The 16086-nt window shown below is 68.3% G+C and carries 11 protein-coding genes; 1 reads left to right on the forward strand and 10 read right to left on the reverse strand.

The window, feature by feature from the left end; all coding sequences use genetic code 11:
- Positions 1–2: 2 nt before the first annotated feature.
- The 9 genes from ACWCHM_RS30230 to ACWCHM_RS30270 form a co-directional block, all read right to left on the reverse strand.
- The gene (locus ACWCHM_RS30230) at positions 3–6047 is read right to left on the reverse strand and encodes an amino acid adenylation domain-containing protein (RefSeq protein ID WP_454220825.1); all 6045 of its coding nucleotides are present in this window, start codon (positions 6045–6047) and stop codon (positions 3–5) included.
- Between the two features lie 138 nt (positions 6048–6185).
- Positions 6186–7226, reverse strand: a complete 1041-nt coding sequence (locus ACWCHM_RS30235; protein ID WP_454220827.1) for a serine O-acetyltransferase — start codon at positions 7224–7226, stop codon at positions 6186–6188.
- 243 nt (positions 7227–7469) lie between these two features.
- A complete protein-coding gene (locus tag ACWCHM_RS30240) occupies positions 7470–8498 on the reverse strand; it encodes an isocitrate/isopropylmalate dehydrogenase family protein (RefSeq protein WP_421489849.1) in 1029 nt (342 codons plus the stop codon).
- A 25-nt stretch (positions 8499–8523) separates the two neighbouring features.
- A complete protein-coding gene (locus tag ACWCHM_RS30245; RefSeq protein WP_454220828.1) occupies positions 8524–9744 on the reverse strand; it encodes a pyridoxal phosphate-dependent aminotransferase in 1221 nt (406 codons plus the stop codon).
- Positions 9684–10310 carry a 3-isopropylmalate dehydratase small subunit gene (gene leuD, locus ACWCHM_RS30250; RefSeq protein ID WP_454220829.1) on the reverse strand — a complete coding sequence of 209 codons (627 nt, stop codon included), beginning with the start codon at positions 10308–10310 and terminating at the stop codon, positions 9684–9686. Before leuD ends, ACWCHM_RS30245 begins: the two co-directional genes overlap by 61 nt.
- Positions 10311–10319: 9 nt before the next feature.
- Positions 10320–11717, reverse strand: coding sequence for a 3-isopropylmalate dehydratase large subunit (gene leuC / locus ACWCHM_RS30255; protein ID WP_204961845.1), 1398 nt, complete (start codon positions 11715–11717; stop codon positions 10320–10322).
- Positions 11714–12925 (reverse strand): LeuA family protein, encoded by a 1212-nt coding sequence (locus ACWCHM_RS30260; RefSeq protein ID WP_454220831.1) that lies wholly within the window; start codon positions 12923–12925, stop codon positions 11714–11716. The genes leuC and ACWCHM_RS30260 overlap by 4 nt, the downstream gene beginning before the upstream one ends.
- 414 nt (positions 12926–13339) lie before the next feature.
- Positions 13340–13552 carry an MbtH family protein gene (locus tag ACWCHM_RS30265; RefSeq protein WP_281902070.1) on the reverse strand — a complete coding sequence of 71 codons (213 nt, stop codon included), beginning with the start codon at positions 13550–13552 and terminating at the stop codon, positions 13340–13342.
- Between the two features lie 35 nt (positions 13553–13587).
- Complete coding sequence (locus ACWCHM_RS30270; RefSeq protein ID WP_281903336.1) at positions 13588–14745, reverse strand: NAD(P)/FAD-dependent oxidoreductase; 1158 nt, start codon at positions 14743–14745, stop codon at positions 13588–13590.
- A 424-nt stretch (positions 14746–15169) separates the two neighbouring features.
- On the opposite strand from ACWCHM_RS30270, the gene ACWCHM_RS30275 reads away from it, so the two are divergent.
- Positions 15170–15775, forward strand: a complete 606-nt coding sequence (locus ACWCHM_RS30275; protein WP_204961841.1) for a hypothetical protein — start codon at positions 15170–15172, stop codon at positions 15773–15775.
- A 2-nt stretch (positions 15776–15777) separates the two neighbouring features.
- On the opposite strand, the gene ACWCHM_RS30280 is transcribed toward ACWCHM_RS30275, so the two are convergent.
- The gene (locus ACWCHM_RS30280) at positions 15778–15945 is read right to left on the reverse strand and encodes a hypothetical protein (protein WP_204961840.1); all 168 of its coding nucleotides are present in this window, start codon (positions 15943–15945) and stop codon (positions 15778–15780) included.
- Positions 15946–16086 lie beyond the last annotated feature (141 nt).

A 16086-nucleotide genomic window follows, 5' to 3' on the forward strand; every position in this document is an offset into this window, starting at 1 on the left:
GGTCAGCGATAGGGGCGCAGGCGAGCGCGAAGGTCGCCGGTCCGCTGGTCCGCCGCGGTCACCATCCCGGTCAGCACGATGGCGAGATTCTGTGCGATCCGGGCGACCTGCTCCGGCCGGACCCGCCGCCTGTCGTATCGCAACTGGGCCTCGAACGGTGGACCGGGATTCACGACGCACCGCAGCGGAAAGTGGATGATCTCGTCGACCCTCAGCACGGTCGACGACAGCCCACCCAGTGCATCGCGGGTCTGCTCATCGACCGGGTAGTTCTCGTACACCAGGATGCTGTCGAACAGCGGCTGGCGGGGTGGCAGCTCGCTCCAGCCGGTGATGTCCGCCAGCGAGGTGTGCTCGGAGGGCAGCTCGGCCCGGCTCGCCTGGAGTCCTCGGAGCCACTCGTCCAGTCGCCCGTCGGTCGGAATCCGGACCCGCAGGGGAAGGGTGTTGATCAACAGGCCGATCATGTTCTCCATGCCGGGCATGCCACTGCGGCCGGAGACGGTCACGCCGAAGACCACGTCGTCGCTTTCCGCATGCTGGCCGAGCAGCAGGGACCACGCGGCTTGGAACACCGTGCTCGGGGTCACGCGAACCTGCCGGGCGAACCTGTCGAGGTCGGCCGCGAAGCTCGATGGAAGGCTCAGGGTGTGTGCGCCCTGTCCCTCGGCGGCCGGATCCGGACCGCCCAACGGCAGCGGGGTCGGCGATCGGAAACCTGCCAGCTGTGCGGTCCAGTACGAGCGGTCGGCGGCGGCGTCCCGACCGCCGTGCCAAGCGATGTAGTCGCGGAACGGCCGGCGCACCGGCAACCGTAGCCCTGAGCCGGCCAGGATGGCGTCGTAGACCGCTCGCACGTCGGCGAGCAGCATCACGACGCTCCAGCCGTCGAGCAGGATGTGGTGGCACTCCAGCACGATGCGCCAGGCGGTCGAACTGGTCCGGGCCAGGGTGATCCGGAGCAGTGGGGCCTGTTCCAGGTTCATGCCGGCGCGTACACCCTCACGCAACAGGCGGTCCAGGGCGTGCTCCTGTTCGTCGGCGGGCAGCGCCGACCAGTCCACGAACGTTACCGGGATGATCGCCTCGCGTTGCAGCACCTGGAGCGGCTGGCGCACCCTCTTCCACGTCAAACGGGTGCGCAGGATCGGGTTGCGCCGGACCACCTCCTGCCACGCCTGCGCCAGCACCGGCGCGTCGACCTGACCGACGTCCCAGCTGGCCTGGGTCAGGTACATCCCCGGTTTCCGCCCGGCAAGGGTCTGGAAGAGAAGCCCTTCCTGCACGGAGGAGAGCGGGTAGATGTCCTCCACGTCGCGGGCCGCCCCGAAGTGGCGACGCAGGTCCGCGGCGGACAGCCCGGCCAACGGGAAGTCCGAGGGGCTCACCGCCCCGGCATCGGGACGGTGGGCCAGCTCCACGATCTCTCGGACGGCGGCGACCAGCTGCTTGCCGAGCTCGACGAGCGTGCTCGGATCGTGGACGCTCGGGTTGACCGCCCAGCGCAGTAGCAGCTTCCCACCGTCGACGTAGGCATAGACCTCGATCGGATACCGGCGCGGGCGTCCGGGGGCCACGGCCAGCCCCAGTGGCTCGCCTTCCGGGGTGAACAGGGAGGCTCGTTCGCCCTCCGCGTCCAGCCGTCCCAGGTAGTTGAATTGTATGTCCGCAGTGGGTAGGTCGCCGAGATTCCGCGAGGGTTCGTCGGCGTCGCGCAGCAGACCGAAGCTCAGCCCGCGGCCGGGCAACGCACGGATGGTCTCCTTCACGGTGAGCAGGCACGCTTCGACGTCGTCCAGATCAGACAGAGCGACGTGAACCGGGAACACGGAGGTGAACCAGCCGACGGTCCGGGTGACGTCGAGGTCGGCGAAGATCTGCTCGCGCCCGTGCCCCTCCAGGTCGATGAGCAGCCCGGGGGTGCCGGTCCAGCGGTGGCAGGCCAACACGAGGGCGGCGAGGACCACCTCGTGGGCCTGCATCCGGTAGGCGACGGGCACCTGCCCGTGCAGGGCTTCGGTGTCCTTGCGGGACAGCATCGTGTCGACGTGGACGACATCACCGTAGCGGTCGTTGACCTCCGGTTCGACGCCATCGCGTGGCAGCGGCTGCACGGTCCTGGGCAGAAGCTGCCGCCAGCGTTGTGCGTCGAGGGCCAGCTCGTCCGAGCCCGCCAGAGCGTCCAGGCGTCGGGTCCACCGGGAGAACGACGTGGTGCCGGCGGCGAGTTGTGGTTCGGGCACCCCGTCGGCCAGCTGCCGGCAGGCCGACTCCAGGTCCTCGCGCAGGATCCGCCACGACACGGCGTCCACGCAGAGGTGGTGGATGACGAGCAGCAGCAACGGGCTGGCGGTAGGCCGGTCGAACAGCACGGCCGTGAGCAGCTCACCGCGTGCCGGGTCGAGGCTGTCGAGCAGCCCCGGCAATTCGGCGTCGAGCAGTGGCTGGACGCCGTCGGTCGGTGCGACGGCGCGCCTGAGCCGACGCCCCGGACGGTGCGGCTCGATGATCGGCCGCCATCCGTACGTTGGCTGGTAGCGGTAGCGCAGTGCCTCGTGGTGGCGGACCAGACTGTCCAACCCGCGGTCGATGACCTCCGGATCCAACGCTCGGTCCACCGCCAGCGTGACGTACTGCGCGAGGTGGTCCCGCTCGGGGTCACCGGTGTCGAAGAACGAGCGCTGGATCGGGGTGAGCGGGACCGGGCCGGTGGTGTCCTCCTCGCCCACTGTCGCGGTGCCGGCGCGCGGGTCGGCATCGTCCTCCTCGCTGGCGACCGCAGCCAGTTCGACGAGCGTCTGGTGCTGGAACATCTGGTTGGGGCTGACCCGCAGCCCCACGGCCGCCGCCCGCGACGACACCTCGATGGCCCGGATGGAGTCGCCACCGAGGGCGAAGAAGTTGTCCTGGATGCCCACCGCGTCGAGCCGCAGTACTGCGCACCACACCTCGCCGAGGGCCTGCTCCGCCGGGGTGCGGGGGGCCTCGAACGTGGGGCGGCCGGTGGGGGCGGGGTCGGGAAGTGCGGCGACGTCGACCTTGCCGTTCTGGTTGAGCGGCAGCGAGTCCAGGACCACGATCCAGGTGGGCACCATGTAGCGAGGTAGGCGCTGGGCGAGATGCTGACGCAGGTCGGTCGTGAGGTCGGCGTCGCCGCTGACACCGTGCGGGACCACGTACGCGACCAGTTGCTTGTCGACGCCGCCAGGGGGCCAGGCCACCACCACGGCCTCGCGCAGCGTGGGGTGCTCCATCAGCCGAGCCTTGATCTCCGAGGGTTCGACCCGGAACCCTCGGATCTTGAGCTGGTGGTCGGTCCGGCCCAGGTACTCCAGCGTGCCGTCCGCCAGCCAGCGAACCAGGTCCCCGGTCCGGTACATGCGGGTGCCGGCGGAGCCGAACGGATCCGGAACGAACCGGTCAGCGGTCAGCCCCGGCTGATGCAGGTACGCCCGGGCGAGGTGCACCCCGGCGAGGTACAGCTCGCCGGGGACTCCGCACGGCACCGGCCGCAACGCGTCGTCCAGTACGTACATCCGGGTGTTCCACACGGCCCTGCCCAGCGCGACCCGGGCGCTACCCGCCCGCAGTGGCCAGGCGGTCACCTGCACGGAAGCCTCGGCTGGCCCGTACTGGTTGTGCAGGACGACGTCCATGCCAGCGAAGGCGGTGTAGAACCCCTCCACGAGGTCGGTGGTCAACGCCTCCCCACCGCAGATCACCCGACGCAGGTTCGTGCACCGTCGGGCGGCCGGCTTGGTCATGAAGGCGCGCAGGACGGTGGGCACGAAGTGCGCTGTCGTCACGTTGTGCCGCTGGATCAGCTCGGCCAGGTACCGCAGATCGCGGTGCCCGTCGGGGCGTACGAGCACGACGGCCGCGCCGGCGGTCAACGGCCAGAAGACCTCCCATACCGACACGTCGAAGCTGAACGGCGCCTTGTGCAGCATGCGGTCCGCGGGCGTCAGTTCGTACTCGTGCCGTGCCCACGCCATCAGGTTGACCACACCCTCGTGCGGCGTGACGACGCATTTCGGGCGGCCGGTGGAGCCGGACGTGAAGATCGCGTACGCCAGATGGCTGGGCCCTGCGACTGGCGGTGGCGGGCCGGTGGGCGGTACGCCGGCCGGCGTACCGCCCACCGGCAGCTCCCGCACCGGTGTGCCCAGGCTCGCTGGCAGCGTGTGCAGTACCGACCGGCCGGCCAGCAGTAGCACCGCGCGCGCCTCGGTGAGCAGCTCGGCCACCCGCTGGATCGGCTGGTCCGGATCGATCGGGAGGAACGCGCCACCAGCGACGAGCACGGCGAGCTGCGCCACCACCGTGGCGACGGAGCGTTCGGCGCAGATGCCGACGATGGCATCCGGACCGACGCCATGGCCGCGCAGCTCGAACGCCAGCACATCGGCGCGGTGCATCAACTGCCGGTAGGTGAGGTGCTCAGTCCCGTCGCCGATCACTGCCAGGGCGTCTGGCGTCCGGGCGCACTGGGCGCGGACCATGTCGTGCAGGCAGGGGCCGTCCGGCACCCTCCGAATCTCGCCGCTCCAGCCGTCGACCACCTGCCGGAGCTGCTTCGTGGCCATCGCCGGCAGATCGGAGAGGCGACTGCCCGGGGCGGCCGCGGCACCCTCCAACAGGGCTACGTAGTTTTCGGTGAACCGGGCGATCGTCTCCTCGTCGTAGAGCTCGGTGGCGTACTCGATTGACCCGGTCAGCGCGCCGCCCTCCTCGGTGATGATCACGGAGAGGTCGAACTTGCTGGTCGCGGTGCTGGTGGGCAGCGGCTCGACGGCGAGCCCGGGCAGGGTGAGGTGGTCGTCGGGCACTGCCGCCACTGCGGTGCTGAGGCCGACGCTACCGAGGTTCTGCGGTTCGTAGACCTGGAAGTTCACCTGTGCCAGCGGGTGCACGCTCAGCTGGCGCTCCGGCTGCAATTCGTCGACGAGACGCTCAAACGGCAGGTCCTGGTGCTCGTAGGCGTCCAGCGCCACCCGCCGGACCCGCTGCACCAACTCGGTGAACGACGGGTCGCCGGCAAGGTCCGTCCGGAGCACCAGGTTGTTCACGAAGAACCCGATGAGTGGTTCCACCTCGACCCGGTGACGGCCGGCCACCGGGGAGCCGATCACGACGTCGGTGGTGCCGGCGTAGCGGGCCAACTGTGCCGTGAAGCCAGCCAGCAGCACCATGAACATGGTGGCGCCAAGCTCGGTGGCCAACGCGCGGAGCCGTCCGGCCAGGGGTGATGGCACCGTGAACGAGAGCTCCGCACCGCTGAACGAGGGCTCTGTCGGTCGCGGTCTGTCCGTCGGGACGGTCAGCACTCCGGGTGCCCCGCGTAACCGGTCGGTCCAGTAGTCCAGCTCGCGGCCCAGACGATCACCAGAGAGCACCTGGCGCTGCCACACCGCGAAATCGGCGTACTGCACAGGCAGCTCGGGAAGGCCCCGAGGCGCCTGCCGGTCACGCGCCGCCTCGTAGAGAACCGTCAGCTCACGGAACATCACCCCGACCGACCACGTGTCAGTCACGATGTGATGCATCGTGATCAGCAGAACGTGCTCCTCCGGCGCGAGCGCAACGATGGTCAGCCGCAGCAGCGGCCCTCGTGCGAGATCGAATGGTCTGGTCGCCTCCTGACGTACCAACCGGTCCAGCTCGCCGTGCGTCGTGGACCGCATCGGGACGACATCGGCGTGGACCGCGTACGGCGCGCCGATGACCTGGACCGGGCCGCCGTCCCGTTCGGCGAAGGTGGTACGCAGCGCCTCGTGCCGGGCGACGAGCCGGGTGAACCCGTCCTCCAACGCCTCCACGTCCAGTGGGCCGCGCAGCCGGTACGCCAACGGGGCGTTGTAGAGGCACCGCTGTCGCAGCAGACGGTCCAGCACCCAGATGCGTTGCTGGGCAAAGGACAGGGGTACGTCTGCGGTGCGGTCGGCTTGAGGGATACGTCCCCCGTCAGGGACCCGGTGCCCCTGCTGCGTCAGCAGCAGCTTGAGCAGTCGCTGTCTCCTGCTGGCGGACTCGTCAGCGGACCACATCACCGGCACCTCAACTCCGCTCACCCGGCACGCCGAGATTGTTCTGCGCCAAGGAACGCACCGCAGCGGCGTACACCTGCGTCGGTTGCTCCCGGCTCGACCGGACGAACGGGGCCGGTGCCGTGGGCACCCGCCCGCTCACTGGTCCGTCCCGGTACGTGGGGCGGATGCCGGTCCCGGCTCGGTGGGCCACACGTTCGGTAGCACCAGGCCCACGCTGCCGCCGTCGCGGCCGTTCAACCGCACCGGGGCCCGCCGGTTCACCGCCATCCCGGGCACCTGCAGCAGCAGGTGGTCGCCGCCGCGCCCGACGATGGCCACGGGCAGTTCCCCGTCACCTGCCGCGAACTCCGGCTCCACTCGCAATGTCGGATCGTGCAGACCTTCGCCGTACACCCGGAACCGGTCCTGGCTCACCGCCTCCACGCCGGTGATCGCCAGATCGGTGCGGCCGGCCGTGACCTGGTAGGCGTTCAGCACACTGACCCGGGACTGGGGAGGGACGTCATCGCGGACCAGGGCGTGACTGCCGATGATCGTGTCGTCGCCGATGGTCAACGGACCGAGGATCCTCGCGTACGCGCCGACCTCCACCCGGTCGCCCAGGGTCGGGTGACGCCGGTGCGGCAGATTGTCGGCGATCTTCAGCGAACCCAGCACCACGCACTGGAGGAGGTAGCAGTCGCTACCGATCACGACGCCCTCACCGACGACGGTCCCGGACCCGTGGTCGACCACGAACCGCGGCCCTATCCGCGCCGCCGGGTGCAACTCCACCCCGGTCTCGACCTTCGCCTGTTCGGAGATGCGTCGGGCCAGCAGGTACGCGTGCTGGTTGCAGGCGCCGCGGTGCCGGGCCGTGGTGAGCACATGGTGAGCCAGCCGGTACGCCAGCACGGCGTGGAACGAGCGGTAGGAGCCCAGCGCCTCCCGCCACGAGCCATGGGTGGCAGGGTCACGTGTCGTGAGCGCCAGGAGGTCACCGTCGACCAGGTCGATGAGTTCGTCTGCGGCCGGGTCCCAGGTGTAACCGCACAGGGCGCGGATCTGCCGAATCCGGGGGAGTGCCAACTCCCAGAGACAGGACGCCAGGTCTGCGCGGCGCTCAACGATCTCGGTCATGTCGTTGGTGGCCACCGTGTGGCAGCTACAGAGTTGCGCGGCGTCATCAACGCTCATCAAACCTCCACGTCGCCTGCTGATCGATCGACCGTGGCTTCGGTGTGCCTCTCACTATCGACAAGCACCCTTGTTACGGGATGACACATCGGTTTCGCGGCAACCGGCTGCCGCGTGGCTGATCCGGGGTCCTGCCGGTACTGCCTGAGTCGCCGCTACGGTCTCGACTACGGAGTCGCTCCGGGCGACCAGGGACTGCGGCGATCGCGACCATGACCAGGCCGGCCCGAGCCCTGCCCCGGGTTATCGCAGTTCGGCGCGGATAGCGGCGCCAGCCTCCCGAGTGCTCAACGAGCCACCGATGTCGGGGGTGCAGCGTCCGGCCGCCAGCGCCGACGACACCGCTGCACGGATCGCCGCCGCAGCCTTGCCGAGGCCGATGCCCTCGCAGAGCAACGCCGCGCTGAGGATCGCACCGACGGGATTCGCCCTTCCCTGTCCAGCGATATCCGGTGCGCTGCCGTGGACCGGTTCGTAGACGCCGAAGCCGGTCTTCGGATTGAGGTTCGCCGACGCCGCCATGCCGAGGCCACCGGCCAACTGGGCGGTGAGGTCGCTCAGAATGTCACCGTAGGAGTTGTTGGTCACGATGACGTCGAAGGCCGACGGGTCGGCGATCAACTTCATCGCTGCCGCGTCCACGTACAGGTGGGAACAGTCGATGTCGGGCCGACCCTCGACCGCGTCACGCCAACAGCGCTGCCACAGCCTTCCGCCGTTGGGAACGGCGTTCGACTTGTCGACGAGGCATACCGACCTTCGCGCTATCGAGAATGCGTAGTCGAGCACGCGGGAGACACCGTGGTAGGTGTTGATCTCCTCGTCGATCGCGATTTCGTCCGGGGTGTCGGCACGGACCCTGCCGCCGACCCCCACGTACAGTCCTTCGGAGTTCTCCCGCACGATCACGCAGTCGACGTTCCGGCGACGGTCGTCCCGCAGCGGGCTCAGCCGAGCGTCCCACAGAAACGCCGGTCGATGGTTCACGTAGAGGTCCAGCGCGAAACGCATCTTGATCAGCACGCCCCGGCCGTACTCGGAGTTGTTGATGCCGGGAGCCCCGATGGCGCCGAACAGTACCGACCGTGCGGAGCGGATCCGTTCGAAATCGCTGGGAGACAGGCCCGTCCCGGTTGTCTGGAACGTGGTGGCGTTGACCGCGTCGAGGTGGTCAAAGTCGAGTCCGAGTTGCATCTCGTCGAGGACCTTGACGGCCTCGTCTGTCACCTCCGGGCCGATGCCGTCACCAGGAACAACAGCTATTACCGTCACTATGGGCTCCTCGGATGCGTAGCGGTCAGCGTAGGGGTTCCAGGGTCGCCAGTCGTCCCTGCGCGGTGTCGAGATAAGCCGGCGGTTTGTTGAACGCGATACGAACGAAGCCCGAATCTGCTGATCGGTCGGACATGAAGAGCCGGCCCGGGGCGAGGAGCACACCCAGATCTGCCGCGAGCCTACGGACGAAGGACTGACAATCCTCCCGGCCGTACGGCCCGAGCTCGGCGACGATGTAACAACCGCCGCGGGGCACCGTGCAACGGAGTCCCACACTGCGAAAGACGTGTAGCGCCCTGTCGCGCAGTTGCTGAAGCTCCGGCCGTGGATCCCAGTCCTGCCCGGCGACCAACCCCGAACGGGCGACGGCCTGTTGCAGGGGCACCGGAGCCCCTCCCGTCAAGCCGGTCTGAATGCCGCGCAACGCGCGGGTCAGTGCGGGAGCGGCGCGCAGGTAGCCGATGCGCCAGCCACTGATGGCGTGGCTCTTCGAAAAACTCCCGACCACGACCGCACGGTCCCGCAGTGCGGGCACGTCTGCCGCTGAGATGTGCGTTCCGTCGTCGTAGACGTACGCCGCATACACCTCATCGGAGATGACCATCAGGTCGTGCCGCTCACAAAGCTCTGCGATGACCGCCCACTCGTGTTCCGTCAGCACCTGACCGGTGGGATTGTGGGGCGTGTTCACCAGGATCGCCCTGGTACGGGGGCCGATCGCGGCGGCGAGTGCCGTAACGTCCCACCGCCACCCCGGCGGCCCGGCCCGGACGAACCTCGGCACGGCCGACGCCGCCGCGATCGAGACGAGATAGGGCTCGAAGAACGGCTCGACCACCACGATCTCGTCACCCGGGTCGACCAGGCCGAGCAGGGCGACGGCCAGCGCTCCGGCCGTCCCTACCGTGATGGTCACCTCGGCGTCCGGATCGGCCGGTGTACGGAACGACTGGCCCAGTGCCGCCCGGAGTTCCCCGTTACCGCGCATGTCGCCGTACTGGTTGTTCCCGTCCCGGAGGGCGGCGCACGCCTGATCGATCATCGCTTTCGGCGGCCGGGGCCATCCCGGGCTGCCCAGGGCGAGGTCCACCGCGCCCATCAGGCGTCCCGCCTCGACCAGCTCGCTGAGACCGTCGGCGGGAATCTGTGCCAGACGACGCGCGCCGGGGAGCGCCGCGTCCGTCACCGGTTGCCCGCCGCGGCCTGCGTTGGCCCACCGCTGCGCCGAGTTGTGGGCAGCCACGAAGGCCGACCCCGCTCGTAGTCCGCGATGTCCGCCGCATCGCGCAGCGTCACCTCGATGGTGTCGAGGCCGTTCAGCAGCAGCCAACGGGCGCGCTCGTCGATGCCGAACGACCAACGATCCGCGCCAGCGGTCAACTCGCAGCTCGTCAGGTCGACACTGATCTCGAACGCCGGGTCGGCTTCGGCCCGGTCCATCAGCGAGGCGACGGCATCGTCCGGCAGGGTGATCGCCAACAGGCCGTTGCGTAGGGCGTTGCGGTGGAAGATGTCGCCGAAGCGGGTCGAGAGGACGACCACGAATCCCCAGTCACGCAGCGCCCAGACCGCCTGCTCACGCGAGCTTCCGGTGCCGAAGTTCGGGTCGGCGATGAGCACGGTCGCACCTCGACGCTCGGCCGAGTTGAGGACGAAGGCGGGATCCTTGCGCCACCGTGCGAAGAGAGCATCCGAGAGACCGTGTCTGGAGATCCGCTTGCCGAACTCGGCCGGAATGATCTGATCGGTGTCGACGTTGCTTCGCCGGAGCACCATTGCCCGGCCCGTGTGTGTGGAGAAGGGTTCCATTGCCTACTCTCAGACCAGGTCTCGTGGGGCGGCGAGCCTGCCGGCCACTGCGGTCGCCGCCGCCACGGCGGGCGAGACGAGATGGGTACGGGCCTGACCACCCTGGCGGCCCTCGAAGTTCCGGTTGGACGTGGACGCCACCCGGTCCCTGCCGGAGATTCGGTCCGGATTCATGCCGAGGCACATCGAGCAGCCGGGCAGCCGCCATTCGGCCCCCGCGGCACGGAAGACCTCGTGTAGGCCCTCCTGCTCGGCTTGGGCCCGCACCCGGCCGGAGCCAGGGACCACGAGCATCTTGACCCCGGGTTTGACCTGACGGCCACGCAGGACCTCGCTCGCCGCCCGTAGATCCTCGATCCGCCCGTTCGTGCACGAGCCGAGGAACACCGTGTCGATCGGTATGTCACGCATCCGGGTGCCGGGTCGTAGGTCCATGTATGCGAGAGCGCGCTCGGCGCTTGCCCGTTCGACGGGGTCGGTGAACGATTCGGGCGACGGCACGGCTGCGTCGAGCGCAACCGCGTGCCCCGGATTGGTGCCCCAGGTGACGTGCGGGCTGAGCTCGGCGAGATCGATCCGGACGACCCGGTCGAAGGCGTCCGGATCGTCGGTCACCAGCGTCTCCCAGTCCGCCACCGCCTGCTGCCAGTCCGCGCCGGACGGCGCGCAGGGCCGACCCCGCAGATAGGCGAGCGTGGTGTCGTCAGGTGCGATCATTCCGGCTCGCGCGCCGGCCTCGATGCTCATGTTGCACATGGTCATCCGGCCTTCCATCGACAGGGCTCGTACCGCTTCACCGCGGTACTCGATGAGGAAGCCCTGGGCACCGTTGGTGCCGATGGCGCTGATGAGCGCGAGGATGATGTCCTTGGCCTCGGTTCCCGCCGGCGGCAGCCCGGTGAACTCGACCGCCATGGTGCCGGGGCGGGCGACTGCCAGCGTCTGGGTGGCGAGCACGTGCTCCACGTCGCTGGTTCCCACACCGAAGGCAAGCGCGCCGAGAGCGCCGTGGGTCGACGTGTGGCTGTCGCCGCACACCACCAGCATGCCGGGTTGCACCAGGCCGAGTTCGGGTCCGACAACGTGCACGATGCCCTGGCTGGCGTCACCCATGGAGTACAGCTCGATGCCGTGCTCAGCACAGCTGTTGCGCAACGCATCGATCTGTGCCCTGCTCGCGGCGTCGGAGATGGTCAGCGAGTGCGTCGGCACGTTGTGGTCTTCGACCGCGAGCGTCAGTTCCGGACGACGGACCCGGCGACCGGACAACCCGAGGCCCTCGAACGCCTGGGGCGACGACACCTCGTGGATCAGGTGCAGGTCGATGTAGAGCAGATCGGTCCGGTCGTCCAGCTCGCGGACCACGTGGCGCTGCCACAGCTTCTCGGCCAGCGTCCTACCGGTCATCGGGCGAGCCCCGTGGTGCCCGCCATCTCGCTGAGGATCTCCTCACGCAACACACCCAGTTGGACGCACTCGCCGTCGGCACGACCGAGGACGTACTTGTCGTAGAGCAGGTCCACCGTGGCATCGTCGAGGTCGAGCCCGGACTGGACGGCCACGTGCCGCAGCACCGCGCGACCGGAGTGGCGCGCCACCAGCAGTTGCGTCTCCCGGCCGAAGCGGCTCGGCTCGACGTACTCGTAGGTCAGCGGGTTCTGCAGCATGCCCTGCTGGTGCATGCCCGCCGCGGTGGCGAACGCGTACGTGCCGAACAGCGCCTTGTTGCGGGGCTCCTCGAGTGCGATCGCCGCGCGGATCGCCGTGTACACCTCGTACATCCCCTCGGTCTTGACGTCGGTCGTGGCTCCGTACACCTCGCTCTTGTAGGCCAGCAGACCGACGACCTCCTCGAGGGCGGTGTTGCCCGCCCGCTCGCCGATGCCGCCCAGTGTCACCTGGACCTCGTCCGCGCCGGCCTCGACGGCTGCCATCGTGTTGGCCAGTGCGAGTCCGAAGTCGTTGTGGCAGTGCACGGTGAGGCTCGCCGATGCCGGTGCCCACCCCCGGACCGTCGCGACCAGCGCGCCGAACTCGCCCGGTGTCGAACAGCCCATCGTGTCCCCGACACCGACCTGGGTCGCACCTGCCTCGAGTGCGGTCTCGACCGTGGCACGCAGCAGGTCGAGTGAACCGCGGCTGGAATCCTCCATCGCCAGGGTGATGAACGGGACACCGAGTGAGGAAGCCAGCGAGATGGCTTCGCTCAGCTCGCGCAGCGCGGCACGCCGGGTGATACCTCGCTTGTGTTCGAGGTGGATCTCGCTGGCGGTGGCGATGACCTGTAGCTGGTGGTTCCGCGTACCCGCCGCCTCGACCGCGGTCTCGACATCGCTGCGGACCGCCCGGCACAGGGTCGCCACCCGGGCGGTGGTCAGTGCCTCGGAGATCAGTCGGGTGGCCTCGACGTCCTTCGCCGAGGAGGCGGGGAATCCCGCCTCGACGGCGTCGACGCCGAGTGCCTCGATCCGCAGGGCGAGATCGAGTTTCGTGCGTGGACTCATCGCGTTGCGCGGAGCCTGCTCGCCGTCCCGCAGACTCGTATCGAAGATGGAAATTCGCCGCGGCGCGCGGCTGGTGCTGTCAGTCATTCCAAGCTCCTCGTTGCTGGTCACACGACGGTCGACTCGCGCCGGCTCGTGGCACCGATGGAATGTCCGCTCGGGCGGAAGTGACGCATCACGGCCCCTTTCGCGGGCTTTGCTGCCTACTCATCATGGGACGCGCACTTGCTTATGGCATGGACGCTCGGTGGCCATCGATCCCCACATCCCGGCACCGGTAACTGCTGATAGCCGCGCCATATGCCGGATGAGGTACGGGTCGCCTACGGAATGCATGTCCGGGCGGCGGGAAGGGAGCGGTGATCATCGGTGATCTCGTCTCTGTCCCGCGCACCGCTACGGTGTGCGGAACTGGCCCACCGCCGGTCGTACACCGTGATCGCCGAGTGAGTCACCGACGTTGCCGCGGCGACCGCGCTCGCTCCGGGTACGGCTTTCGAACCGGCGACGTGCTGGGTGCCTGGCTCAGTCCTGTTCTGCCATGGCGCGCCGCAGGCTCAGCGGGCGCATGTCAGTCCAGTGTTCATCGATGTAGGTCAGGCACTCGACCTTGGGGCCCACTTTGCCGACAGCGCGCCAGCCGGCCGGAATCTCGCGATCCGCCATCCAGATCGAATACTGCTCTTCGTCGTTGATGACGACCGTGTAGTCTCGGCCGTCCTCATCGTCAAACGCCATGATCCGCTCCATTGGTGTTGTGGCGGGATGTCGACTCAGACCACGTTGCGTTCGGGTCTGACGTCGGCACTGGCGAACCGGCCCGCCCGGAATCCCGTGACGTCGGTGAAGGGCTCGGCATCTAGGTAGAGGTCGCGAACGACCTCGCCCACGGCAGGGCCCATCATGAAGCCGTGGCCGGAGAATCCGGCGGCGTACAGGAAACGGGACGTCTCGGCTGCCTCCCCGACCAGGCCATTGTGATCCGGGGTCACCTCGTACAGGCCGGCCCAGCCGCCGGCGATTCCCACGTCGACAAGCCGGGGGGCACGCCGATGCAGGGCGCGGCCCAGCGCCGGCAGCCATCGATCAGTCGGGGACTGGTCGAACCCCGACTGTTCGTCCGGGTCCGGGTATCCCAACAACAGCCCCCGGCCCTCGTTGCGGTAGTAGAACGCCGTGCCGAAGTCGATGGTGAACGGGAGGCCCGGCCGACATCCCGGCAGGGGCTCGGTGTAAACGACCCCGCGGCGCAGCGGCGTCACCGGCAACGACACACCGACCCAGTCGCCGACACTTCCAGACCAGGCACCGGCGGCGCAGATGACGGTATCGGTGCGGATGGTGCCGGCCTCGGTACGCACAGCGCTGATCGTGGTGCCGTCGGTCTCGATGCCGGTGACCGCGCAGTGTGGAATGAGCTGGGCACCGTGACGCCGCGCGGCAGTGGCGAATCCGAGCACCACGGACTCCGGTGTGCAGTAACCGTCGTGCGGGGAGTAGGAGGCGGCGAGGAGGCCGTCCGTGACTATGTACGGCGACAGTTGCTGGGCCTCAGCCGGTGACACCATCCGGTTGGGTAGGCCGAGGTCGTTCTGTAGGCGAAGGTGCCGTTCGAAGTCGGCGACCGTGTCGGCGGAGTCCAGCAGGAAGAGATAGCCCACCTGCTGGAGGTCGATCTCCTGGTTGAAGCGCTGCGGAAAGGACTTGAGGATCTCCATGCTACGCATGGCCAAGTCGATGTTGAGCCGGTCAGAGAACTGGGTACGGATACCGCCGGCGGCGCGGCCGGTGGAACCACCACCCAGTGGGCCCATATCGAGCAGCACCACGTTCCGTACGCCGGCTGCGGCGAGGTGGTACGCGGTACTGACGCCGATGATGCCGCCGCCGATGATCACGACTTGAGCGGACGACGGCAGCGTCAAGCTCATGCTGATCCCTCCTCGTGTTCGGCGAGCCAGTCGATCCTGCTGTCGGGGACGGCTGGCGATTCGGCGCGGCCGGGTCGCCAGTCCCCGCGCGGCCGGCGTGACGAGGGCGCCGGGGGCAGTCCAGACCACTCGGCCGTTGCCGCCACACCTATTTCTCCTCGTCCGGTTATCGGTTGGCGTTCATGGTGGCAAAGCCGCCTGCTCTGCGACGAACCGGTTGGGGCGCCCGCTCGGTCAGGTGAAACAGGTGGTCTACTTCGGGCCGCGTGGCATGTCTCAGGTTGCCTACTGGCTTCCTACGGGTCTGCTACGGTCGGACCGGTCGATGTGTCGATCTCAGCCAGGCTGCCTGGACCGCGGTAGCAGGTGTGGGCCTGCTGTAGACGGATCCAGTCGCTGTTCGAGCCCGGGAGGCTCCACCCTCGTGAACGCCTTGGACATCGGCCACCCTGTTTTCCAGCTCGAACTAGGTATGGACACAGCCGCCGTCGTCAGGTTGCTTGGCGAAAAATACCTGTCGATGGGCGCTTGCTGGCTCTACTCCGATACGCCGGCAGGATGTGACATTCAGCTCGTATTCCGCTTCGGGGCGCTCGCTTCGGTCGAGGTGAAGACCAGAGCGGCGCAGAGCGCCACGACTGTGCTCATGGTGATGGACCGCGACAGAATCGCAGCGGCCCCGCCCTACCAGGTGTTTGTGGACCGCGAAATACAACGCCGGGCCCGCCGAACAGTTGAGAAGATAGTTGTCCTGCATCCGGATGACGAGCTGTCACCGGAAGACTTGCGGGTCGTGGTGAGTTTCGTCGAGGTTAAACTGGGCGTCAATGCCAGTGGGGTACTTCCGCGGGTCATGTCCTACGACGTGGTGCCCGAGAGCATCACCCTGAGCTTCGGCATGGCAGTGCTCGCTAAACTGGTGAGCGAAGGTGAGATCGCATGTCATCCCGCCAACCCGGCATGGGTCGGCGAATTTAGCATCAGGGGAAACCCGCGTGTAGTCCTCGTTTGCTACGAACAAGATCTGTGACGTCAGCTGCCATGCGGTGACAGTTGTGCGGCGAGTGGGACAACCACGCTCACCTCATCCGTGATCTGCTGTAGAACACCTTTACCGCCCGGCTTGAGTTCGAATGTGGAGAGCTGCCCGTCGAGCACGGTGTCGAGGTGGAACACGCCGTCTACCGGTAGCTGCAGCAACGGCCCACCCCGCTCCTGGTGGCCGCGACCCGGTCCGTTCGTCACTCCCCTGGTGACCGTGGAGTTGTGGACACGACCTACGTCAGGGCCGACTGCCGGCACCTCGATCGGCCGGCGAGCAGCATGATCGGTTGATCGGGC

The sequence above is a fragment of the Micromonospora sp. SCSIO 07396 genome, from assembly GCF_053667945.1.